The organism is Acidiphilium cryptum JF-5, from assembly GCF_000016725.1.
GTDB lineage: Bacteria > Pseudomonadota > Alphaproteobacteria > Acetobacterales > Acetobacteraceae > Acidiphilium > Acidiphilium multivorum.
Genome location: NC_009484.1, coordinates 2,967,228 through 2,990,293 on the forward strand (window position 1 = coordinate 2,967,228; position 23,066 = coordinate 2,990,293).

General features: G+C 68.3%; 22 protein-coding genes and 1 tRNA gene. 16 read left to right on the forward strand and 7 right to left on the reverse strand.

Features of this window, described 5'->3' with window-relative positions:
- The first annotated feature begins 6 nt into the window (after nt 1-6).
- The 8 genes from ACRY_RS16040 to ACRY_RS16075 all read left to right on the forward strand — a co-directional run bounded on the left by ACRY_RS16040 (nt 7) and on the right by ACRY_RS16075 (nt 6,520).
- Nucleotides 7-2,196 carry a chemotaxis protein CheA gene (locus ACRY_RS16040; RefSeq protein ID WP_035187914.1) on the forward strand — a complete coding sequence of 730 codons (2,190 nt, stop codon included), beginning with the start codon at nt 7-9 and terminating at the stop codon, nt 2,194-2,196.
- 3 nt (nt 2,197-2,199) lie between these two features.
- Complete coding sequence (locus tag ACRY_RS16045) at nt 2,200-2,664, forward strand: chemotaxis protein CheW (protein ID WP_012040253.1); 465 nt, start codon at nt 2,200-2,202, stop codon at nt 2,662-2,664.
- Nucleotides 2,661-3,557 carry a CheR family methyltransferase gene (locus ACRY_RS16050; protein ID WP_007423752.1) on the forward strand — a complete coding sequence of 299 codons (897 nt, stop codon included), beginning with the start codon at nt 2,661-2,663 and terminating at the stop codon, nt 3,555-3,557. Before ACRY_RS16045 ends, ACRY_RS16050 begins: the two co-directional genes overlap by 4 nt.
- Nucleotides 3,554-4,606: a protein-glutamate methylesterase/protein-glutamine glutaminase gene (locus ACRY_RS16055; protein WP_012040254.1), complete on the forward strand. Its 1,053-nt coding sequence runs from the start codon at nt 3,554-3,556 to the stop codon at nt 4,604-4,606. The genes ACRY_RS16050 and ACRY_RS16055 overlap by 4 nt, the downstream gene beginning before the upstream one ends.
- Entirely contained in the window at nt 4,606-5,001 is a 396-nt protein-coding gene (locus tag ACRY_RS16060) for a response regulator (RefSeq protein WP_007424128.1), read from the forward strand. The genes ACRY_RS16055 and ACRY_RS16060 overlap by 1 nt, the downstream gene beginning before the upstream one ends.
- Nucleotides 4,998-5,570 carry a chemoreceptor glutamine deamidase CheD gene (locus ACRY_RS16065; RefSeq protein ID WP_007424129.1) on the forward strand — a complete coding sequence of 191 codons (573 nt, stop codon included), beginning with the start codon at nt 4,998-5,000 and terminating at the stop codon, nt 5,568-5,570. Before ACRY_RS16060 ends, ACRY_RS16065 begins: the two co-directional genes overlap by 4 nt.
- 16 nt (nt 5,571-5,586) lie before the next feature.
- Complete coding sequence (locus ACRY_RS16070; protein ID WP_007424130.1) at nt 5,587-5,985, forward strand: hypothetical protein; 399 nt, start codon at nt 5,587-5,589, stop codon at nt 5,983-5,985.
- Nucleotides 5,986-6,232: 247 nt separating this feature from the next.
- On the forward strand, nt 6,233-6,520 hold the full coding sequence (locus tag ACRY_RS16075; RefSeq protein ID WP_013640968.1) for an acyl carrier protein: 288 nt from the start codon (nt 6,233-6,235) through the stop codon (nt 6,518-6,520).
- A 19-nt stretch (nt 6,521-6,539) separates the two neighbouring features.
- On the opposite strand, the gene ACRY_RS16080 is transcribed toward ACRY_RS16075, so the two are convergent.
- Entirely contained in the window at nt 6,540-7,085 is a 546-nt protein-coding gene (locus ACRY_RS16080) for an ester cyclase (protein ID WP_012040255.1), read from the reverse strand.
- A 199-nt stretch (nt 7,086-7,284) separates the two neighbouring features.
- Here ACRY_RS16080 and ACRY_RS16085 point away from each other — a divergent pair, with 199 nt between their 5' ends.
- Nucleotides 7,285-8,121 (forward strand): MBL fold metallo-hydrolase, encoded by an 837-nt coding sequence (locus tag ACRY_RS16085; RefSeq protein WP_012040256.1) that lies wholly within the window; start codon nt 7,285-7,287, stop codon nt 8,119-8,121.
- A 63-nt stretch (nt 8,122-8,184) separates the two neighbouring features.
- Here the strand turns inward: ACRY_RS16085 and rpoH are convergent, their stop codons facing one another.
- Both rpoH and ACRY_RS16095 read right to left on the reverse strand, forming a co-directional pair.
- Complete coding sequence (gene rpoH, locus ACRY_RS16090) at nt 8,185-9,096, reverse strand: RNA polymerase sigma factor RpoH (RefSeq protein ID WP_172637335.1); 912 nt, start codon at nt 9,094-9,096, stop codon at nt 8,185-8,187.
- Between the two features lie 263 nt (nt 9,097-9,359).
- Nucleotides 9,360-10,358, reverse strand: coding sequence for an RluA family pseudouridine synthase (locus ACRY_RS16095; RefSeq protein WP_012040257.1), 999 nt, complete (start codon nt 10,356-10,358; stop codon nt 9,360-9,362).
- A gap of 50 nt (nt 10,359-10,408) precedes the next feature.
- Between ACRY_RS16095 and ACRY_RS16100 the strand changes: the two genes are divergently transcribed.
- The 7 genes from ACRY_RS16100 (at nt 10,409) to ACRY_RS16125 (ending at nt 16,067) form a co-directional block, all read left to right on the forward strand.
- Complete coding sequence (locus tag ACRY_RS16100; protein WP_012040258.1) at nt 10,409-10,777, forward strand: hypothetical protein; 369 nt, start codon at nt 10,409-10,411, stop codon at nt 10,775-10,777.
- Nucleotides 10,698-10,970 carry a DUF2256 domain-containing protein gene (locus ACRY_RS16105; protein WP_081432895.1) on the forward strand — a complete coding sequence of 91 codons (273 nt, stop codon included), beginning with the start codon at nt 10,698-10,700 and terminating at the stop codon, nt 10,968-10,970. The genes ACRY_RS16100 and ACRY_RS16105 overlap by 80 nt, the downstream gene beginning before the upstream one ends.
- Before the next feature lie 37 nt (nt 10,971-11,007).
- Nucleotides 11,008-11,083, forward strand: a tRNA-Glu gene (locus tag ACRY_RS16110).
- A 308-nt stretch (nt 11,084-11,391) separates the two neighbouring features.
- Entirely contained in the window at nt 11,392-12,003 is a 612-nt protein-coding gene (locus ACRY_RS20290) for a PEP-CTERM sorting domain-containing protein (protein ID WP_012040259.1), read from the forward strand.
- A gap of 151 nt (nt 12,004-12,154) precedes the next feature.
- The gene (gene tcuA / locus ACRY_RS16115; protein WP_012040260.1) at nt 12,155-13,561 is read left to right on the forward strand and encodes an FAD-dependent tricarballylate dehydrogenase TcuA; all 1,407 of its coding nucleotides are present in this window, start codon (nt 12,155-12,157) and stop codon (nt 13,559-13,561) included.
- Nucleotides 13,548-14,666 carry a tricarballylate utilization 4Fe-4S protein TcuB gene (gene tcuB / locus ACRY_RS16120; RefSeq protein WP_012040261.1) on the forward strand — a complete coding sequence of 373 codons (1,119 nt, stop codon included), beginning with the start codon at nt 13,548-13,550 and terminating at the stop codon, nt 14,664-14,666. The genes tcuA and tcuB overlap by 14 nt, the downstream gene beginning before the upstream one ends.
- 96 nt (nt 14,667-14,762) lie before the next feature.
- Entirely contained in the window at nt 14,763-16,067 is a 1,305-nt protein-coding gene (locus tag ACRY_RS16125) for an MFS transporter (protein WP_007424262.1), read from the forward strand.
- 55 nt (nt 16,068-16,122) lie between these two features.
- Here the strand turns inward: ACRY_RS16125 and ACRY_RS16130 are convergent, their stop codons facing one another.
- From ACRY_RS16130 to ACRY_RS16145, 4 genes are all read right to left on the reverse strand, one after another.
- The gene (locus ACRY_RS16130) at nt 16,123-16,665 is read right to left on the reverse strand and encodes a hypothetical protein (RefSeq protein WP_012040262.1); all 543 of its coding nucleotides are present in this window, start codon (nt 16,663-16,665) and stop codon (nt 16,123-16,125) included.
- Nucleotides 16,666-17,184: 519 nt separating this feature from the next.
- Complete coding sequence (gene atzF / locus ACRY_RS16135) at nt 17,185-18,951, reverse strand: allophanate hydrolase (RefSeq protein ID WP_012040263.1); 1,767 nt, start codon at nt 18,949-18,951, stop codon at nt 17,185-17,187.
- Nucleotides 18,948-22,436 carry a 5-oxoprolinase/urea amidolyase family protein gene (locus tag ACRY_RS16140; RefSeq protein WP_012040264.1) on the reverse strand — a complete coding sequence of 1,163 codons (3,489 nt, stop codon included), beginning with the start codon at nt 22,434-22,436 and terminating at the stop codon, nt 18,948-18,950. The genes atzF and ACRY_RS16140 overlap by 4 nt, the downstream gene beginning before the upstream one ends.
- Nucleotides 22,433-23,065: an urea amidolyase associated protein UAAP2 gene (locus ACRY_RS16145; protein WP_012040265.1), complete on the reverse strand. Its 633-nt coding sequence runs from the start codon at nt 23,063-23,065 to the stop codon at nt 22,433-22,435. The genes ACRY_RS16140 and ACRY_RS16145 overlap by 4 nt, the downstream gene beginning before the upstream one ends.
- Nucleotide 23,066: the final 1 nt, after the last annotated feature.

Genomic DNA, 23,066 nt, shown 5'->3' on the forward strand with positions numbered 1-23,066 from the left:
GGATCGATGGATCCGATGGCCGAAATCCGGGAAACGTTTTTCCAGGAATGCGAGGAGCAGCTTGCCGAGCTTGAATCCGGCCTCATGCGGATGGAAGCCGGCGAGACCGATTCCGAGACGGTGAACGCCGTCTTCCGGGCCGTTCACTCGATCAAGGGCGGCGCGGGTGCGTTCGGCCTCGAAGACCTGGTGCATTTCGCCCATGTGTTCGAGACGGCACTGGATCTGATCCGCTCCGGGCGGCTCGACCCCGCGCCGGAGGCGATGCGGCTCCTGCTGCGCGCCGCCGATGCGCTGGCCGACCTGGTGCGGGCGGCGCGCGACGGCGGCAGCACCGATCAGGCGCGCATCGCCGGGATCGAGGGCGAATTGCGCCAGCTGACCGGTGGATCCGGCGCCGCGGCCGACGAAGCCGACGACGATTTCGGCGATATCGCGTTCGCGGCGGTGCCGGTGGCGATCGACGCCGCGGAGGAAAGGCCGGCGGCGCCAGGCTGGATGATCCGCTTCAAGCCGTTCGCCGATCTCTACGCGAAAGCCAACGAGACCGCGCTGCTGCTGCGCGAACTCGGCCGCCTCGGCCCGACGCGGGTGACGGTCGACCCCGAGTGCCTGCCGGATCTTGCCGCGCTCGATCCCGAGGGCGCCTATCTCACCTGGACGATCGCGCTCGATGCGGATTGCTCCGAGGAGGCGGTCCGCGCCGTCTTCGAATTCGTCGAGGACGATTGCGAACTGGTGATCGAGCGGCGCCAGCCCGAGGGCGCGGCGGTGCCGGAGCCGCCGGCCCGGCCGGCCGACCAGCCGTCGGATGACGAAATCCTCGCGTTGCTGCGCAATGCGGCGGCGAGCGTCGCGGCGCCGGAACCCGCGGCGGAAGCAGCGGCGCCGGCGGCGGCTTCGGCCGAACGTGACCATCCGCCCCAGGCCGCGGCCGAGGCGCCGGCGGCGCGGAGCGAGGCGTCGCACGGCGTCGGCGCCACGATCCGTGTCGATCTCGACCGGGTGGACCGGCTGATCGATCTGGTCGGCGAGCTGGTCATCAACGAGGCGATGCTCTCGCAGCGGGTGTTCGAGGCCGGGCTGGCCCGCGCCTCGGCCGTGGTGACGGCGCTCGACGAGCTGGAGCAGCTCACGCGCGAAATCCAGGACAGCGTGATGGCGATCCGCGCCCAGCCGGTGCGCTCGGTGTTCCAGCGCATGCCGCGCCTCGTGCGGGAAGTCGCGGCGATGACCGGCAAGCAGGTGCGCCTGCTGACCGACGGCGAGGGCACCGAGGTCGACAAGACGGTGATCGAGCGGATCATCGACCCGCTCACCCACATGATCCGCAATGCGATCGACCACGGCCTGGAATCGACCGAAGCGCGGCTTGCCGCCGGGAAGCCGGCCGAAGGCGTGGTGAAGCTCACGGCGCTGCATCGCTCCGGCCGGATCGTCATCGAGGTCGAGGATGACGGCGCGGGCATCAACCGCGAGCGGGTGCGGGCCAAGGCGATCGAGAACGGGCTGATTTCGCCCGACGCGCAGCTGACCGACGAGGAAACCGACAACCTGATCTTCATGCCGGGATTTTCGACGGCGAGCGAGATTTCCGACATTTCCGGGCGCGGCGTCGGCATGGACGTGGTGCGGCGCTCGGTGCAGGCGCTGGGCGGGCGCATTTCGATCGCCTCGCGGCCGGGCCAGGGCTCGACCTTCACGCTCAGCCTGCCGCTCACGCTGGCGGTGCTGGATGGCATGGTGGTCAGTGTGGATGGCCATACGCTGATCGTTCCGCTCAGCGCGATCGTCGAGACGCTGCAGCCCCGCGCCGAGCAGGTGCACATGCTCGGGGTCGATGTCCGGGTGATCGGGATGCGGGGTGGCTATATTCCGCTCGTCGATGTCGGCGCCGCGCTGGGCTATCGCCCGGTGCCGGCCGAACCGGAGAAGAGCGTGGCGCTGCTGGTCGAGGGCGAGGGGGGCGTGCGCGCCGTTCTCGTGGTCGATGGAATCCAGGGCCAGCGCCAGGTCGTCATCAAGAGCCTGGAGGCGAACTACCAGGCGGTTCCCGGCATCGCGGCGGCGACCGTGATGGGCGATGGCCGCGTCGCCCTGATTCTCGACGTCGATGCCATCGTCTCCGTGACGAGGAGCGACAATCTGCGGGCCGACGCATGTCGCGTCGAGCCGACCCTCATGCCAGCGAGTTGAGCGATGAATGATGTCATGACCGGCGGGTCGGGAGCCCGCGAACTGATTGCCTTCCGTGTCGGCGTCCAGGAGTTCTGTGTCGACATCATGGCCGTGCGCGAGATCCGCGGCTGGACCGCGGCGACCGTGCTGCCGCAGGCGCCGGGCTATATCTGCGGGGTGATCAACCTGCGCGGCGCGGTGCTGCCGATCGTCGATTTCGCGGTCCGGCTCGGATTGCCGCGCTCGGAGCCGTCGGCCCGGCACGTGATCATCGTCGTGCAGATCAATCGCCAGATGGTCGGCCTGCTCGTCGATGCCGTGTCCGACATCCTGACGATGAACGACAACGCGATCCAGCCGACGCCGGACATCGCCTCGGACGTGGTCAAGAGCTTCGTGCGCGGGCTGATGCCGGTGGACGGGCGGATGATCAGCCTGATCTCGCTCGATCATGTGCTGCCGGCGGTGGAGCGGGAAGCCGCATGAATCTGCGCCCCCGACCGCGACGGGAGGGAGACGGCCTCATCGACGGGGCGGAATACGTGCTCACGCGCGAGGATTTCCGCACCATCGCCCGGATCATGCGCGAGGAGGCCGGCATCGCGCTGCCCGAATCGAAGGCAACGCTCGTCTATTCCCGGCTGGCGAAACGCCTGCGCACGCTCGGCCTCGGCAGTTTTGCGGAATATTGCGAACTGGTGGAGAGCCAGCAGGGCGGCGCCGAGCGGCAGGAAATGCTGGGCGCGCTGACCACCAACGTGACGCGGTTCTTCCGCGAGCCCCATCATTTCGAGCATCTGCGCAGCCGGATCCTGCCGCCGCTGATGGCCCATGCGCGCAGCGGTGGCCGCGTGCGGCTGTGGTCGGCGGCCTGTTCGAGCGGGCAGGAGCCCTATTCGATCGCGCTGACCGTGCTGGCCCTGCTGCCGGAGGCGCCGCGGTTCGACATCAGGATCCTGGCCACCGATATCGACCGCACAATGCTGGCGACCGGCCGGGCCGGCCTCTATGAGGCGAGCGAGATCGCCGCGGTGCCGCCCGAATTGCGCGAGCGCTGGTTCGAGCCGGCGAACAACAATTCGCCCAAGTTCCGCATTGCCGAGGCCGCGCGGTCGCTCGTCGCGTTCCGGCCCCTGAACCTCATCGGCACCTGGCCGATGCGCGGCCGCTTCAACGCGATCTTCTGCCGCAACGTGGTGATCTATTTCGACGACGAAACGCAAAAACAGGTATGGGCCCGAATGGTGCCGCTGCTCGAGGAGGGCGGGGCGCTCTATATCGGCCATTCCGAGCGCGTGAGCGGCCCGGCCGAACGCGCTCTCGGCAACGATGGCATCACCACATACCGGCTTGCCGGTGCCCGGGAGATGAGAGGATGACGGTTCGCGTTCTGATCGTGGATGATTCGGCGACGATGCGCGGCGTGATTTCCGCCTCGCTCCGGCGCGACCCGGAGATCGAGGTGGTCGGCGAGGCGGGCGATCCCTACGAGGCGCGCAGCGCGATCAAGGAACTCAATCCGGATGTGATCACCCTCGATGTCGAGATGCCCAACATGAACGGGCTCGACTTCCTGGAAAAGATCATGCGGCTGCGGCCGACGCCGGTGATCATGGTGTCCAGCCTGACCTCGGAAGGCGCGCAGGTGACGCTGCAGGCGCTCGAGGCCGGCGCGTTCGACTGCGTGCCGAAGCCGTCCCTGGGTGACCGGCACGATTTCGACATGCTGGGCGAGAAGGTGAAGGCGGCGGCCAAGACGCGGCTGCGGCTGCGGCCGCGCGAGGCGGCGCCGGCGCGGCCGGCGGCGGTCTCGTCGGCCGGCGGGTTCAGGTCCGACGGAAGGCTCGTCGCGATCGGCGCGTCGACCGGCGGCGTCGAGGCGCTGATCGAGGTGCTGTCCCGCTTTCCGGCGAGTTGCCCGCCCACGCTGGTGGTGCAGCACATGCCGCCCTCCTTCACCCGCAGCTTCGCCGACCGGCTGAACCGGCTCTGCGCGCCGGTCGTGGCGGAGGCCGAGAACGGGGCGGTGGTGCAGCCGGGCCATGTCTATGTCGCGCCGGGTGACGCCCATCTCGAAATCGCCGGCGTCGCGGGGTCCGGCCGGCTGCATTGCCGGCTCCATCAGGGCGAGCGGGTCAGCGGCCACCGCCCCTCGGTGGACGTTCTGTTCGGCTCGTTCGCCCGCGTCATGAAGGGGCGGGCCCTGGGGGTCATCCTCACCGGAATGGGCCGGGATGGCGCCGAGGGGCTGGCCGCCATGCGCCAGAGCGGTGCCGAGACGATCGGGCAGGACGAGGCCTCGTCGATCGTCTACGGCATGCCGAAGGCGGCGTTCGAGATCGGCGCGGTGGAGCGGCAGTTGCCGCTGCCGGCGATCGCCGACCAGATCATCAAGAGCACGAATCTTACTTACAGGGAGGCAGTCTGATGCCTTTGGCCAGCTCGTTGACCGTTCTTGTCGTCGACGATCAGCAGACAATACGCAGCCTCGCGCGGGTCGGGCTCGAAGCGCTCGGAATCGGCGAAATCGTCGAGGCCGAGGATGGCGAGGAGGCGCTGAAGCTGCTGCTGACGCGCAAGACGCCGATCCACCTCGTGATCTCGGACTACAACATGCCCAAATTCAACGGGCTCAGCCTGCTGCGGGCGGTGCGCGCGCACGGGCCGATCAGCAAGACCGCCTTCATCATGCTCACCGGCCGCGCGGACAAGCAGATGGTGATGACCGCCGTCGAGCACGGCGTGAACAATTACCTGATCAAGCCCTTCACCACCGAGTCCCTGAAGGAGAAGATCGAAGCCGTGCTCGGGACGCTGACGTGACGCCGGTTGCCGCCGCATCACCGGACTATGCTCGCCGCATCAACATCGTGCAGGGCGAGCATCGGGTCGAACACGATCCGGAAGCCGTCCTGTGCACGATTCTCGGATCGTGCGTCGCCGCCTGCCTCTGGGATCCGGGCGCGTCCGTGGGCGGGATGAATCATTTCCTCCTGCCCGGCGATGCCCATGCGCAGGCCGGCGGCGGCGGCGCCGCGATGCGCTATGGCGCCTATGCGATGGAACTCCTGATCAACGACCTGCTTCGCCACGGCGCCCGCCGCGACCGGCTGAAGGCGAAGCTGTTCGGCGGGGCCTGCCTGATGAAGGGGCTGACCGATATCGGCCGGCTCAACGCCGATTTCGCCGAGCGGTTCCTCGCCGCCGAGGGAATCGAAATCGTCGGCGGCAGCCTGCGCGGGGAGCGGGGGCGGCGGATCCAGTTCTGGCCGGTCTCCGGCAGGGCGCGGCAGACGCTCCTGGCCGCCGACCAGCCCGCCCTGCTGAGGGCCGAGCCCGACCTGCGCACCCTGAGAGCGCCGCCGCCGAGCGGGGCGGTCGAACTGTTCTGAACGGAATCCCCCCGCCATGGCCGCATCCGACATCAGCCACGCCCTCCCGGACGAGACGATGAATGACATTCCGACCGGCATGACGATGAACGAGCTGTTCGCGATCATCGAGGCCGAACTGGTCGATCTCGGCGCCTATGCCGAACGGATGCAGGAGGTCCTCAGCCCGGCGCTCGTCGCCTCGCCGGAGAGCAGCCTGTGCCGGCAGGAAGCCCAGATGCTCGACATCCTCACCCAGAGGCTGCAGGGGTTGCGCACCTTCATGGAGCATCTGCGCCGGGGCCTGCCGGAGACCTGGCTGGTCGATCCTTCGCGGGCGGCGCGCGCCGTCGTGCTGGGCACCCTGGCCGAGCGGCTCAGCGGCGCCAAGGATGTCGTGCCGCTGCCCGCCGCGGGGGAGATCGAACTGTTCTGACGGGCCGCCGGCGCAAGCTGGCCAGGCTCGCGGCACGTCGTCGGTCCGCTTCGGTCGGTGGCTATGATGCCCATCACATTCAAGTTTTCCATGTTCGTGGCATCGACGTCCTGCCGGCGCGGTTCGCCGGCGGCGCGAACGAATGTGAACGTCGCGGCGCCGGCCTGCCGCTTCCCGCGGCTGACGGGGGCTGGCACATCGCGCCGGCCGGCTTGCGGCGCGATCGGAGAGGGAGATGCACGTGCGAATGGCAGATCAGGCTGACGATGTTTCGGCGCGTGTCGGGATGATCTTCGCGCGCCTTTTCCCCGATCTCGCGCCGACCGAGATCGCGCGCGCATCGACACGCACGGTGCGCGCCTGGGATTCGATCACGACGCTGAGCCTGATCGTCGAGGCCGAGGACGAGTTCGGCATCGTCATCGGCTTCGACCGCATGGCGGCGATCGAGAGCTTCAGCGATCTGTGCCACATCGTCGCCCGGCTCAGGCGTGAACAGCTGGGCCGGCTTTCCGGCTCCCGCCTGCTGCACTGAGGCGCCCCGGGCGGGCCGCTCAGATCGGGCGGCCCTCGCTGGAGGCCCAGGCCTTCATCAGCGTGTTGCTCGGCAGCGTCTTGTCCAGCACCTTTCGCGCGGTCTCGGCGCCGGCGACCGGCAGCCCCGCCGGGTCGAGCAGGCCGAGTTGCACGAGCACCGAGGCCTGGTCCCAGTAGATGTGTTCGTGAACCAGCTTGTCGCCCTCGAACCGGACGATCGCGACGAGCGGGATCTCGACGCGCCGGCCGGTCGGCGGGATGCCGGGCAGCATCCAGTCGATTTCCGAGGTGTGGGTGAAGCGGAAGATCATCTCGTCGACGATGCTGCTGGCGCCCACGGTGCGGCTGACCGGCACCATTTCGGTATCCGGCGGGTTGGCGCCGATGAAATGGTATTTGTAGAAGCGCTTGAGGTGGTCATGGCCGACGCCGCCGGTCATGGTCGGGATGTGGTTGACATAGGGGTCGGCGACCATCGTGGCCATGGTGGCATCGACGTCGCGGGTCTCGAATTCGTAGCGGCAATGCGCTTCCCAGAGGGCTTCCAGATCGTGTTGCGGCATGCGCGTCTCCTCCCGTGTGATGATCCGATCCCGCCGCCTTGCCGGCGCGGGCGTGCGCGGCGAGATCATCGGGTGTGGCGCGCCGCGTCAAGGGGGCGGCGCGGCGCTGGTCAAGGGCCGCGGCGCCGGTCTAAGCTCGGCGCATGGACAATTTCCGCAGAGTTGAAACCGGAGGACGGGCGCCGGGCCCGGTGAGCGCGTGCCGTTCCTGACCGAGGCGGAGCCGCGCCGCGGCGTTCCGCATCAGGTGCTGCCCGGCATTCGCCGCGTGGTGGCCCGCAATCCCGGGGTGATGACCTATCATGGCACCAACACCTGGCTGATCGAGGGCGAGGACGGGCTGACCGTGCTCGATCCGGGCCCCGACGACCCGATCCATGTCGGCGACGTGATCGAGGCGGCGGCGGGCGTGCCGATACGGCGCATCGTGCTGTCGCACACGCATCGCGACCATCTGGGTGCTACGGCCGGGCTGCAATCGGCCACCGGCGCGCCGACCTACGGCTTCCATCGCCCGGCGACCGCGATGTTCCGGCCGGACCGGCCGATCGGCGAGGGGGATGTCGTCGCGGGGCTGACGGCGCTGCACACGCCCGGCCATGCCAGCGACCACCTGGCCTTCGCCTTTCAGGTGCCGGGGGTGGGCGAGATCCTGTTCAGCGCCGATCACGTGATGTCGTGGTCGTCGTCGATCGTGAACCCGCCGGATGGCGACATGAAGGCCTATTACGCGAGCCTGGAACGCCTGCTCGGCCGGACCGAGGTGCTCTACCTGCCGGGGCATGGCCCGGCGCTGGAGCGGCCGCGCGAGCTGGTGCGGGAGATGCTGGCGCACCGGCTGCGGCGCGAGGCGGCGATTCTGGAGGCGCTGCGCGCCGGACCGGCGACGGTGACGGACATCGCCGCCCGGCTCTACGCGAAGCAGGACCCGATGCTGAAGATCGCCGCCGAACGCAACGTTCTCGCCCATCTGCTCAAGCTGCGCGCCGAGGCGCAGGCGGAGGAGCACGGCGAGGTCTGGCGGGTCGCCGCCTGAGCTTCGGGCAGAAAAAACCCTGCGCCCGGGGCGGGCGCAGGGGCTGGAAAACCGCTTTATGGATCAGGCGACGGCGCGATCGGCCAGCGCCTGGCGCTGCTCGGCGCGCTGTTCCGCCACCTGCGCCTTCATCGACTTCTGCAGCTTCTCGAAGGCGCGCACCTCGATCTGGCGGACCCGCTCGCGCGAGATGTTGTATTGCTGCGAGAGGTCCTCGAGCGTCGTCGGGTCGTCCTTCAGGCGGCGCTGGATGAGGATGTGCCGCTCGCGGTCGTTCAGCGTCTTCAGCGCGGTGGCGAGAAGCGCGCGGCGGCCGGTCATCTCCTCATGATCGCCGATCGCCTCTTCCTGGCTGTCGGCATCGTCGACGAGCCAGTCCTGCCACTCGCCCTCGCCATCCATGCGGATCGGCGCGTTGAGGCTGTGGTCGGGCGCGGTCAGCCGGCGGTTCATGCTCACCACGTCCTGCTCGGGAACGCCGAGCACGCGGGCGATCTTTTCCACCTGTTCGGGCTGCATGTCGCCATCCTCGATCGCCTGCATCTGCCCCTTGAGGCGGCGCAGGTTGAAGAACAGCTTCTTCTGCGCGGCGGTCGTGCCCATCTTCACCAGCGACCAGGAATGCAGGATGTATTCCTGGATGGCGGCGCGGATCCACCACATCGCGTAGGTGGCGAGGCGGAAGCCGCGTTCCGGGTCGAACCGCTTGACCGCCTGCATCATGCCGACATTGCCTTCGGAGATGAGTTCGCCGAGCGGCAGGCCATACCCGCGATAGCCCATGGCGATCTTGGCCACGAGACGCAGATGCGAGGTGACGAGCTTGTGGGCGGCCGCCTGGTCTTCATTGTCCCGCCAGGCGCGGGCGAGCCGGTCCTCTTCCTCCGGGGAGAGCATCGGGAACTTGCGGATTTCCTGCAGATACCGGGCGAGGTTGCCTTCGCTCGGGGCCATCGTACTGACTCCAGAGGCCATGGGTAGCTCCTTTCGTCTTCTCTACGGGCCGGACATGAATTCGGATGTGGAAAATCCAGACCCTTGTGATGCCGGTCCCTTCACTGCGGAGTATACACAGGTCAGCGATCTTGCCGTATCACGGTCCCGCGAGAACCCCTGAAAAGGCGGTAACGGGCGGGAAAGATCGCGGATCCACTTGACTCCGCTCTTGACTGTGACCTGTCTACCACGCTGATCGGCGGATTGTCAACAAAAAGGACCATACCAGTCCAGTATTGCAGTCATGTCGGGGGAGTAATAGCACCCAGATGTGACAGCAATGTTGCAAGATCGGCCGGAGGCGCGGCCTCGAACCGCAGCTTCGCGCCGCTGCGCGGGTGGGCGAACCCAAGCGTGGCAGCATGTAGCGCCTGGCGCGGAAAGTCCAGAAGAAAATCGCGTTGAGGTTGCTGCATCTGCGATGCCGCGGCCGGCCGGCGACGCAGATAGACGGGATCGCCCACCAGCGGATGGCCGCGGCTGGCGAGATGCACGCGGATCTGGTGGGTCCGGCCCGTCGCCAGCCGGCAGGCGAGGAGCGTCGCGCCCAGGCCGAAGCGGCGCAGCGTGCGGTAATACGTCAGCGCCGGCTTGCCGCCGCGGGCGACGACGGCCATCCGCTTGCGGTCGCGCGGGTCGCGGCCGATCGGGCCCTCGATCTCGCCTTCGGCGGGCTGCGGCGCCCCCCAGCACAGGGCGAGATATTCGCGGTCGAGATCGCGCGCGGCGAAGGCGGCGGAGAGCGCGTTGAGGGCGAGTTCGGTCTTGGCGGCGACCATCACGCCGGAGGTGTCCTTGTCGAGCCGGTGGACGATGCCGGGGCGCCGCTCGCCGCCGATTCCGGCCAGGCTGTCGCCGCAATGGGCGATGAGCGCGTTGACCAGCGTGCCGTCCGGATTGCCCGGCGCGGGATGGACGACGAGGCCCGCCGGCTTGTCGATCACGATCAGGTCGGAGTCCTCATACAATACGGTGAGGTCGAGCGCCTGGCCCTGCGGCGCCGCCGGGATGGCGGGCGGCAGCGCCACGGTGTAGATCGCGCCGGGCCGCACCGCGGCCGATGGCAGCCTGATCACGGCGCCATCGCACGTGACGGTCCCCGCCTCGATCAGCGCCTTCAGCCGCGAGCGCGACATCTCGCTCAGGCGGGAGGCGAGAAACCGGTCCAGCCGCTCGCCGCCATCGGCCTCCGTGGCGCGGAACGGCCCGCTCCCGTAGGATGGGGCGTCGGGCGGCGCCATGCCGGCGGGCGGGGTTGCATGGGAATCGGAGTTGGGTTCGGAGTTCACGGATGCAGGATACACCAATCCGGCCAAGGCCGGCACGCGAGGCTGGCGCGCAGAATCTGCGGGGGCTGAAAGCGCTCGTCATCGGGCTTGGCATACTGGTCGTGCTGGGCACCGCCCTGGTCATCGGCGTGGTGGTCAAGCGGATTGTGGCGCCGGAGCACGCGGCCGCGCCTCCGCCGGCGGTCGCGCCGCGCACCGCCGCGCCGCCTTTCGCGACCGAACTGCCGGGCGGTGCGGGCAGCGCGATCGCCGGCGTCGCGGCGGCGGGCGGCATGGTGGCGATATGGCTGCATGACGGGCAGGGCGGCGCGGTGGTCTTCGTCGATCCGCGCACGGGGCGGATCGCCGGCACGGCGGCGCCGCGGCACTGAGGCCGGCGCGGTGCGCAAGGCCGACCTGCCACAGAAGACCTGCGCCGCCTGCGGCCGGCCGTTCGCCTGGCGGCGGAAATGGGCGCGGGATTGGGACGCCGTCAAATTCTGTTCCGACGCCTGCCGCACCGGCCGGCGCGAGGCCGCGCGGGCGCGCCAGGGCGCGACCGGAAAACCGCGTCGTGGCGCTTGATGCCCGGCGCGAAGTCGACTATCTAGCGGCGCACTCGGTCCCGTTCGTCTAGAGGCCTAGGACACCGCCCTTTCACGGCGGCAACACCGGTTCGAATCCGGTACGGGATACCACTGAAATCACCGAATTCCTTCGGGTTCGCAATCGCCGGATACCCAATATCCGGCCGATATCCTGCCCTTCGCGGCAATGGCCGAAACCGGACACTTTCAGCCGCCGCTGCCTCCATCCCGGATCGCGCAAGGCCCCCTGTCTCCGCGGGCATATGGCCGCCCGAGGCGCCAGGTCTGTCAGCAATTCTTACACAATTACGATTGCGAATTTATAAAACCCTGATTTTTATCGACATATTTTTTGGCATCGAAATTGCTTTGTTGAGGCTGACTGGAATGTCTTGCATTGAACAGAAAGTTGCATCGCCATGAAGCGGATTTTTAAAATTGTTGTTGGTGCCATGGTCTTCGGTGGCGCATGGGCTGCCACCGCCCATGCGAGTCCCATCACCTTTGGCGGGACGTATGCGGTTACAACAAGTAGTGGCCTCAGCGCGACCAGCAATTCAGCAATCGACCTCGGATCGCCGTTTACGCTGTCTCCACTCGATGTTGGACAGTCGGTGACCGACAATCTGTTTACACTGAACCCAACCCGGCAGGCGACAGGGACGCAGAGCTTTTCCGTCGCATTCGACTTTACGCAACCGCCTCCTTCGTTTGGTGCAAACGGTAGCGGGACGGCGATAGTCAACAGACAGTATTTATTTTTTGGATATTATTTTGACTATATCAAAAACAACTCAATCCAATTTACGAATCCACTTCTCAAGCTCAACTTCGGACCGAACAACGATGGCGAGCTTGATATCAGCCTGCTTACGGATTCCTTTATAGGACTCCAACTCCACACGGTCGAAGCCCGGTTCACCCTGGTGAAGGACCCAACCGCGGTCCCCGAGCCAGGCTCTCTTGTTCTCCTCGGCACGGGTCTGCTCGGTCTGTGCCTGATATCACGCCGCAACCGCCGCCGCGCCTGAGGGGAATCCGCGCAATGAGCGTCTGACCTGTCGGCCCATGCGGATGGTGCTCCCGCCGAACGCCGCCGCATGGCCGCACCCCGCCGGCGACATTGCATTCAATTGTATACAATCTTGACTTGACCCCGCCCGGCCTCTACTCAGCACGGGCATGAGGTCTGAAACGGTCTTTCCCGCGACGGTCGACACGCTGGTGATCGGCGGCGGCAACGCCGCCCTGTGCGCGGCGATCAGTGCCCGGCGCGAAGGCGCCTCGGTGCTGGTGCTCGAAGCGGCCCCCGAATTCTACCGCGGGGGGAACACGCGGCACACGCGGAACATGCGTTGCGCGCACGACAGCGCCACGGATTTCCTCACCGGCCCCTATACCGAGGAGGAATTCTGGCAGGACCTTCTCCGCGTGACCGGCGGCGAGACCGATGAGGATCTCGCCCGCTTCATGATCGCCGAATCCAAGGACATGCTGACCTGGATCGCCCGCCAGGGCGTCAGGTTCCAGCCTTCGCTCGGCGGCACGCTCAGCCTGGGCCGCACCAATTCCTTCTTCCTCGGCGGCGGCCGCGCCATGCTGAAATCGCTCTACCGCACCGCCGAAAGCCTCGGCGTGCGGGTCATCTACGAGGCGGAAGTCATCGGCTTCGACATTCAGGACGGCGTGTTCCGCGAAGCCCTGGTCCGGCATGGCGGCGCCGTCGTGCCGGTGAAGGCCCGCACCCTTGTGGCAGCGGCCGGCGGGTTCGAGGCCAATATCGACTGGCTGAAGGAATCCTGGGGCGCCGCCGCCGACAATTTCCTGATCCGCGGCACGCCCTACAATCGCGGGGACATCCTGCGCCTGCTGCTCGATGCCGGCGCCGAGCCGGTCGGCGACCCGACGCAATGCCACGCCGTCGCGATCGACGCGCGGGCCCCGCGCTTCGACGGCGGCATCATCACCCGGCTCGACTGCGTCGTCTTCGGCGTGGTGCTCAACGCCAACGCCGAGCGCTTCTACGACGAGGGCGAGGATTTCTGGCCCCGGCGATACGCCATCTGGGGCCGCCTCGTCGCCGCCCAGCCCGGGCAGATCGCCTATATCGTCTTCGATTCCCGCTCGCTCCCCCTGTTCATGCCCTCGCTTTACCCGCCCGTGCAGGCGGACGACCTGCATACCCTCGCCACCCGGCTCGAGCTCGATCCGCAGCGCTTCGAAGCCACGCTCGCGGCCTTCAACGACGCGGTGCGCGAGGGGCATTTCGACCATACCGTGCTCGATGACTGCCATACCGAGGGGCTGTCGCCGCCGAAATCGCACTGGGCGCGGCGGATCGAGCAACCACCGTTCTATGCCTACCCGGTGCGTCCGGGCATCACCTTCACCTATCTCGGCGTCAGGGTCGGCCGCGACGCGCGGATCCGCATGAATGACGGCAGGCCGGCGGTGAACATGTTCGCCGCGGGCGAGATCATGGCCGGCAACGTGCTGGGCCGGGGCTACGCGGCGGGAATCGGCATGACCATCGGCAGCGTGTTCGGACGAATCGCCGGTCGGGAGGCGGCGCGCCATGGACGGAACTGACACTCGCGGCACCCCCGCTTTGGCCGAGGCCGCGCGGATCATGACCATCTGCAATTCGTGCCGTTACTGCGAAGGGCTCTGCGCCGTGTTCCCGGCGATGGAGCGGCACCGGGAGTTCAGCCCCGGCACGCTCGCGCATCTCGCCAGCCTCTGCCACGGCTGCGGCGCCTGCCTCGACGATTGCCAGTTCGCGCCGCCGCACGAATTCGCCGTCAACGTGCCGCGGACGATGGCCGCGGCGCGCCGGGAATCCTACGCGGCGCATGCCTGGCCGCGCCTGGCCGGCGGCGCGTTCGATCGCGGCGGCATCGTGAACGCCGCCGTCATCCTGCTCTGCGTCATCGGCTTCCTCGCCGCCATCATGCCAGCACTTTCGGGCGCCGGCGGCCCGCTCTCGGCGCCCGGCGCGTTCTACCGGCTGATGTCGCATGGCGCGATGGTCGCGGTGTTCGGCCTCGCGGCCCTCTACGCGATCTTCACGATCGCCGCCGGCATCCGCCAATTCTGGCGCGCCGCGGGCCCCGCGCCGCATATCGGCCCCCGCGCGCTGGCCGGCGCGCTGCACGATGCGATGAGGCTCCGCTATCTCGATGGCGGCGGCGCCGGTTGCCCGGATGCCCAGCAGGCCCCGCGCGACCACCGCCGGCTGTTTCACCATTTCGTGTTCTACGGCTTCCTGCTCTGCTTCGCCTCGACCTGCGTGGCGACCCTCTACAGCTACGGGTTCGATCTCGAGGCCCCCTATCCGCCGACCTCGCTTCCCGTGATCCTCGGGGCGCTCGGCGGCATCGGCCTCGTCGCCGGCGCGCCCGGATTGCTGCTGGAGAAGAGGCGGCGCCCGCCCGCCTTCGCCGATCCCGCGAGCCGCGGCATGGATGTCGCCTTCATCGTCACCCTGTTCCTGCTCGGCCTGACGGGTCTGGCTCTGCTCGTCCTCCGCGCGACATCGTTTGCCGGGATCCTGCTCTGCATCCATCTCGGCGTGGTTCTTGGCTTTTTTGTCACAATGCCATACGGAAAGTTCGTGCACGGGATCTGGCGACTGGTTGCGCTCGTGCGCCACGCGGCCGAATTCGAGGCCGAAACCGCCGGGACGCAGAAGTAAAGCCACTCCGCGCGAGTGTCGGTCTGCCGACCGGACCTTGAAACACAATAATCGACAGGGCAGACCCAGAACGGGCTCCGGGAGAACACAGACATCATGAATCACACGACAGACGAGCCAACGGAACATCAGATCCGCAAGGTCGCGCTGGCCAGCATCATCGGGTCGGTCATCGAGCAGTATGACTTCCTGGTCACCGGCGTCATTGCCGCCACGGTCTGGGGCGGCATCTTCTTCAAGCTGCCGGGGCTGGCGGCCATCGCCGCGGCGATCGGCGTCTACGGTCTTGGCATCGTCATCCGGCCGCTCGGCGCCTTCATCTTCGGCAACATCGCCGACCGCCGCGGCCGCAAGGACGCGATGGTCTACGCCCTGGTCCTGATGGGCGTCAGCACGCTGCTGATCGGCCTGACGCCGACCTATGATTCGATCGGCGCGGTCGCGCCGGCGCTGCTGATCATCTTCCGCCTCGCCCAGGGCATCAGCTTCGGCGCCGAGTTCGGCACCGCCTCGACCTGGGTCGTCGAGCAGGCGGCGAAGTCGCGGCATCGCGCCTTCTGGGGCGCCTGGGTCGGCTTCGCGATCCCGATCGGGCTGCTGCTCGGCTTCGGGTCCGTCATCCTCGTGAAGTCGATGATGACGCATGCCGAATTCATCGCCTGGGGCTGGCGCATCTTCTTCTTCATCGGCTTCCTCGTCGCCATCGTCGGCATCGTGATCCGGTCGCGGACCGAGGACAGCTTCGTCTTCGAGCGCCACCGCGCCAGACACGCGGTGCTCGACCTGCCGGCGAGCCGGGTGTGGCGCGAGATGCCCCTGCGCATCCTGCGCACGTCGCTCGTGAACGCGATGTTCAGCGGCGCCTTCTTCCTGTCGTTCGTCTTCGGCACGAGCTACATGAAAGCCGTCGGCTTCACCGCCACGCAGGCCGAAACCGTCGGGCTGATCGCGGCCGCCTTCATGTTCGTCTTCATGTATATCGGCGCGCGCATGGCCGACCGCGTGAGCCGTCGCACCGTGCTGCTGATCTCGGCCGTCGTGTTTCTCGTCTTCGCGATCCCGTATTTCTACCTCATCAACATGCACAGCTTCTTCCTCGCGGTCGTCGCGGAAGTCATCGGTTTCGGCTTCGTCTTCGGCTTCGGCTATGGCGCCATCCCGGCCTTCTACACCGAGAACTTCCCGACGCGGTATCGCGCATCGGGCGCCAGCCTCGGCTATCAGATCTCGCAGGTCTATGGCGGCGGCCTGATCCCCATCGTCGCCGGCCTCATCCTGCGCAGCGCCGGGATTCACCGTGCCTATGTCTATATCGGGCTTCTCGTGATGGTCTACGCCATCGCGGCGATCTACGCGATCCTGACGACCGCCGACACCACGCAGTCGGACCTCGAACACTGACACTGACACGCAAACCCGGTCAGGCCGCCTGGCCTGATCGGGTCGCCTCCCGCCCTCAATACCTGTTTCGGTGGACAACCACGCTGAGCCCGATCCGCAACGCGCCGCTTCGCCTCGCGCAGAGGCTGCGCGCATAGGCATCCTGGCTGGCCGTGACCGCCTTGCCGTTCACCATCAGGAACCGCCCGCCGATAGGCTGGTCCTGGACCAGATCCACCACTTTATTGTCGATATAGATGTTCTTGATGATGTTCGAGCTATAGGACATGTCGACCATGTAGCGGCACACGCGGCGCGGAACGTTCGAGATCTCGACGTGATAGGCGTTGATGTCATGCGGGTCGAATTGCATCACGAAATTATGGTCCCGCACGTCCTGATTTTTCGCGATATGCAGGATCTGCCCCGCGTCGAGTTTCCCATACTGTCGAATCTTGTGGAAATATGAAACGCTCATCCGGTCGTACACCTCGCGCCGGCTACTGAACGGATGCGGATCGTCATACGCGTATTTCACCAGCAGAACGACCGCCAGCGCCGCCACGCACCCGGACAGCACACCAAGGATCAGCCATTTCGACTTCTGGAAAAAGCTCATTTCGAATCCGATATCTATTCCTGCCTTTCTGATTTTTGTTGATGCAAAGTATTATGGACATATAAACAACATATTAACCGGATTCCGGCCGCCACGGCGAATCGTTCGATGTCATTCCGAATCGAATTATCAATGTCCTGCCTTCCGCCCGCATCGGACGCGCCGTTTCGACTCTGGCAACCGCCTAGAGCACTTTCCGATCCTTTCGGATCGGATGTAGTGCTCTATCATATTGATAAACAGAGCATCTTTATCCGATCAGATGACTCCATCTGATCGGATGATGCTCTAGTGTCCTGCCCCTGAAATTCGTGGGTGAATTTCAGGGACAAGCAGGCCACCAAACTATTGTTTTTTCCCAGTGTCCACTTTGAATCTGAAATCCGATGGATTTCAGATTCGGGACGCTAGAGCACTTTCCGATCCTTTCGGATCGGATGTCGTGCTCTATCATACTGATAACCCGAGCATCTTTATCCGGTCAGATGACTCCATCTGATCGGATGATGCTCTAGCGCGTCAGGCCGCCGCCAGATAGGCGCGCCAGCCGCCGAACCCGGTAATCTCGCGCGCCCCCTCCAGCGCCGCCGGCTCGCACAGGAAGCCGGCAAACCGCCGCCCGTCCGCCAGCGTCACCTGGCCGATCGTCATCGGCCCCGGCACGCCGGCCACGAACCGCCCGAACTCCGCCGGCGACAGCGACCACCGCTCCACCGCGATGCCCGCCCCCGCGAAGCCCGGCGCCCGCACCAGCCCCGGCTTCGCCGGCGCCGTCGCCAGCGCGTAAAGCCGGTAGTCCGCCGCCGTCGTCGTCGCCTCCTCCAGCCGCGCCCCCAGCGCGGTCAGCTCGTGGTTCAGCGCCATGCCCGAAAGATGCGCCCCGGCGACGACGATCGAGATCCGCGCCGCCGCCGGCATCGCCAGCGCCCCCGGCGCCGCCCGCCGCGACACCCCGCATCCCGGCGACCCGGCCCGGTGCAGCGCGTCGCCCAGCGCCAGCAGCGCGGCGTCGCTGAAGGCCGGCCCGACCAGCGACACGCCGAACGGCAGCCCGTCGGCGCGGAACCCCGCCGGCACCGCCACCGCCGCCATGTCCAGCAGGTTGACGAAATTGGTATAGCGCCCAAGCGCCGCGTTAAGCGCGATCGGCGCCTCAAGCATCGCCGCCACGGTGAAAATCTCCGGCGCGGTCGGCAGCAGCAGCGCGTCCACCTTCGCCAGCTCCGCCCCGGCCTGCCGCCGCAGCCCCATCAGCCGCGCTTGCGCGTCGAACAGGTCCGCCGCGTCGAACCCGCGCGCCCGCTCCAGGATCGCCCGCACCGCCGGGTCGAACGCCTCCGGCGATTGCGCGAAAAAACCCCGCAGCGCCGAAAGCCGCTCGGCCACGAACGCATCCTCGTAGAGCAGCGAAGCCGCGGCGCGGAACGGCGCGTCGTCGATCTCCACCAGCGTCCAGCCGAGCCCCGCCGCCACCGCGCAGCTCCGCGCATAGAGCGCCGCATACCCCGCCTCGTTGCCGCCCTCGCGCTCCGCCGCCCCCAGGATGCCGACACGCGGCCGCGCCGGCAGCGCCACCGTCTCCGGCGCCCGCGAATACGGATCCTCCGCATCCACCCCCTGCGCCGCCGCCAGCACCGTCGCCGCATCCGCCGCCGCATTGGCGAAGACCGACACGCAGTCGAGGCTCCGGCACGCCGGCACCACGCCGCTCGCCGGCAGCAATCCCCGCGTCGGCTTCAGCCCGACCAGATTGTTGAACGAAGCCGGCACCCGCCCCGATCCCGCCGTGTCGGTGCCGAGCGAAAACACCGCGAGCCCCGCCGCCACCGCGACCGCCGAGCCGGAGGACGACCCGCCCGAGACATACAGCGCGTCGAACACGCAGCGCGGCGCGCCATGGGGCGAGCGCGTGCCGTTCAGCCCGGTCGCGAACTGGTCGAGATTGGTCTTGCCGATCGGCACCGCCCCCGCCGCCCGCAGCCGCGCGACCACCGCCGCGTCCCGCGCCGGCATGTAGGCGAAGGCCGGGCATCCCGCCGTGGTCGGCATCCCGGCGACGTCGATATTGTCCTTCACCGCGAAGGGCAGCCCGGCGAGCGGCAGCGAGGGGTCGGCCGCCATCGCCTCGTCCCGCGCCGCCGCGCGCGGCCGCAGCGCGATGAACACCGCCGGATCGCGATACGCCTCGATCCGGTCATAGACCGCATCCACCAGCTCCCCCGGCGTGAACGCCCCGGCGGCGAACCCCGCCCGCAGCGTCGCGATATCGAGCAGATCGGGAATCATGCCGCATCCTCCGGCGCGATCACGGCGAGGCGCTGCCCGGCCCGCACCACCTGTCCCGGCGCGGTCTCGATCGCGGCGAGAACCCCCGCCGCCGGCGCCGTCACCCGGACCTCCATCTTCATCGATTCGACGATCATCACCGTCTCCCCGGCGGCGACGCGCTCGCCCGTCCCGCGCAGCACCTGCCACACGCTGCCCGGCACCGGGGCGGGCAGGGCGCGCATCCCCGCCGCCAGCGCCGCCGCCGCCGGCGGCGGCGTCAGCTCCTCGGCCGGGGCGGCGTCGAGCCCCATCGCCCGCCAGGCCTCGCGCTCGGCGGCGAAGGCCGCCCCCTGCCGCGCCCGGAAGGCGGCGATGCTCTCCGCCTCCGCCGCCATCAGCGCCTGCTGCGCCGCGAGCGAGAATGTCGTCTCCTCGATCCGCAGCGGATAGCGCCCGTGCGGAAACGCCGCCCGCGCCTCGGCCAGGTCCCGCGCGTCCACGGGGTAGAACCGCAGCACGTCGAAATGCCGCAGCAGCCAGGGCGTGTCGCCGAACGGCGCCCGCCCGCCGGGATGGCTGTTCCACATCTGCACGGTGCGGCCAAACAGCTGGTAGCCGCCCGGCCCCTCCATGCCATAGACGCAGAGATACGCCCCGCCGATCCCCACCGCGTTCTCCGGCGTCCAGGTCCGCGCCGGGTTGTATTTCGTCGTCACCAGCCGGTGCCGCGGGTCGATCGGGGTCGCCACCGGCGCGCCGAGATACACATCGCCCAGCCCCATCACGAGATAATCGGCGTCGAACACGATCCGCCGCACCGCGTCCTCGGACTCGAGCCCGTTGATCCGCCGGATGAACTCCACATTGTCCGGGCACCAGGGCGCGTCCGGCCGCACCGTCTCCTGATATTTCCGCATCGCCAGCATCACCTGCCCGTCCTTCCAGGACAGCGGCAGATGCACGATGCGCGAGGGCACCGTCATCGCCGCCGGATCGGGCAAATCCGGCTCGATCGCGCGGATCGCCTCCAGCAGCACCTGCGCCCGCACCGCGTCCGGGTCGAAATGCACCTGCAACGAGCGGATTCCCGGCGTGAGATCGACGATCCCCTTCAGCCCCGCCAGCCGCAGCGCCGCCTGCAACGCATGCGCCCGCAGCCGCAGCGCGAAATCCAGCGTCATCGCGCCGAACTCGACCAGCAGGTTCGCATCCCCCTGCCGCCGCACCACCATCGTCTCCGACCGGTGCAGCACCGCCGGGTCGGCGTCGGCGCGGGTGAAATGCACCACATCCCCCGGCCGCACCTGCCCGAGCTTCCACAGATCGCCCGACGCCACCACGCCGGGGCAGACGAACCCGCCGAGCGAGGGCCCGTCCGGCCCGAGCAGGATCGGCATGTCCCCGGTGAAATCCACCGCCCCCACCGCATAGGGCACGTCATGGATGTTGGAGGGATGCAGCCCCGCCTCGCCGCCATCCGCCCGCGCCCAGTCCGGCTTCGGCCCGACCAGCCGCACCCCGGTCCGCGCCGAGTTGTGGTGCACCTCGTAGGAGGCCGAGAACAGGGTCTCGATATCCGCCTCGGTGAAGAAATCCGGCGCCCCGTGCGGCCCGTGGCGCAGCGCGATCTCCCAGCGCGCGGTCAGTTCCGCCGCCTCCGGCGCCGCCGCTTCGCCACGCGCCAGCCCGGCGAAATGCAGCACATCCCCCGCGTTCAGGCAGCCGGTGCCATGCCCGCCGAACCCGCCCAGCGCGAAGGTCGCGGTCGAGCCGAGGAATTCCGCCGCCATGAACCCGCCGCCCACCGCGAGATAGCAGCGCTGCCCCGGCCCCTCGATCGCGCCCAGCGCCAGAACCTGCCCCGCCCGCACCGCGACCACCGCGTCATGCGGCACCCTCGCGCCATCGAGCGTCGCCGCCATCCGCGCCCCGGCGAGCGCGATCTCGGCATCGCCGCGGAAGCGCAGCACCGGCCCGCTCAGCGTGCATTCCAGCACCGAAGTCCCCGGCGGATTGCCGAGCAGCGCATTCGCCCGCGCGGCACTCCGCGCATCCATCGGCCCGCTCGGCGGAATCCCCACCTCCCAGGCGCCAAGCCGCCCCGGCAGGCTCTGCAACGACGATTGCGCCCCCGGCTCCAGCACCGCGATCCCTTCGCCCCGCCAGTCCAGCCGCCCCAGCGTCGCCGTCGTCATCGTCCCGGCGCGGAAATCCGCATCGTCCAGCGCCGCCAGCAGATAGGCGCGGTTGGTCTCGATCCCGGTCACCACCGTCGCCGCCAGCGCCGCCCGCAGCGCCGCGATCGCCGCCGCCCGGTCCGCCCCGCGCCCGATCAGCTTCGCCAGCATCGGATCGTAGAACGGCGTCACCTCGCTCCCCGGCGCGATCCACCCGTCCACCCGCGCGCCGGCGCCATAGCGCAGCGCGGTGATCCGCCCGGTCGAGGGCCGGAACCCTTCCGCCGGGTCCTCCGCATAGAGCCGCGCCTGCACCGCCGCCCCGCGCGGGGTCAGCCCCGCCGGCAGCGCGAACCCGCCGGCGGCGGCACGGACCATCCACTCCACCAGATCGATGCCGAACACCTCCTCGGTCACCCCGTGCTCGACCTGCAGCCGCGTGTTCACCTCCAGGAAATAGAATGTCTGCGCCGCCGCGTCGTAGATGAACTCCACCGTCCCGGCCGAGAGATACCGCACCGACCGCGCGAGGCCGCACGCCGCGTCCTCCATCGCCGCCAGCACCGGCGCGGGAATTCCCGGCGGCGGCGTCTCCTCCACGACTTTCTGGTTGCGCCGTTGCAACGAACAATCCCGCGCCCCGAGTGCGATCACCCCGCCCGCGCCGTCGCCGAAGATCTGCACCTCGACATGCCGCGCCGCGGTCACGAACTTCTCCAGATACAGCGCCGCCTCGCCGAAATTCGCCTGCGCCAGCCGGCTGATTCCGGCGAAGCGCGCCCGCAGCTCCGCCTCGTCGGCGCAGGGCGCCATGCCGATCCCGCCGCCGCCCGCCGTGCTCTTCAGCATCACCGGATAGCCGATCGCGGCCGCCGCCTCGGCCGCCGCCTCCACCGAGCCGAGCAGCCCCGAGCCCGGCAGCAGCGGCACGCCCGCGTCCCGCGCCAGCGCCCGCGCCGTGTGCTTCAGCCCGAACGCCCGCATCTGCTCCGGGCGCGGCCCGATGAACACGATTCCCGCATCCGCCAGCGCCTCGGCGAAATCCGCCCGCTCGGCGAGGAACCCGTAGCCCGGATGCACCGCCTCCGCCCCGCTCGCCCGGCACGCGTCCACGATCGCCCCGACATCGAGATAACTCTCCGAAGCCGCGTTCCCCGCCAGCGCCACGGCATGATCCGCCGCCAGCACCGGCGCGGTGAACCGGTCAGCCGGCGAATGCACCGCGACGGACTCGATCCCCATCCGCTTCAGCGTCCGGCCGATCCGTGCCAGGATCGCCCCCCGGTTGGCGATGAGAACCCTGGAAAACCCGGCCTCCCGCCTCATGGTTCCCACACCACGCAGCGGATCGGCGTCGGCCGGAACCCGTTGCACGGGTTGTTCACCTGCGGGCAGTTCGAAATCAGCACCAGCAGATCCATCTCCGCCCGCAGCTCGACATACCCGCCCGGCGCCGACACCCCGTCATCCACCGTCAGCTCCCCATCCGGCCGGATCGGCACGTTCATGAAAAAGTTCACATTCGAAACGAGATCGCGCTTGTCCATCCCGTATTTCGCGAGCTCCGTCAGGAAATTCTCCCGGCACGCGTGCATGAACCGTGTGGCGTACCCGAACCGCACGGTATTGCTCTCGCACGAGCACGCCCCCGCGCTGGTGTCGTGAAACCCGCAGGTATCGGCGATGATCGTCGCCATCGCCCGCCCCTCGTTCGAGCGCAGCACCGACCCGGCCGAAAGGTCATACCGCCCGCCGGCCCGCGCCTGTGCGGCCAGCGTGTCCTGCGCCGAATAGCGCTCGCCCGGATCGGCGGCGCTATAGAACAGCGCATCCACCGCCTGCTGGCCTTCCAGGTCGATGATCCGCAGCACCTGCCCCGCCTTCAGCGTGGCCGAGAACGGCGCGCGCGCCGGCACCACGACATCGAGGATCGCCGCGTCGAAATGGTGTTCCATC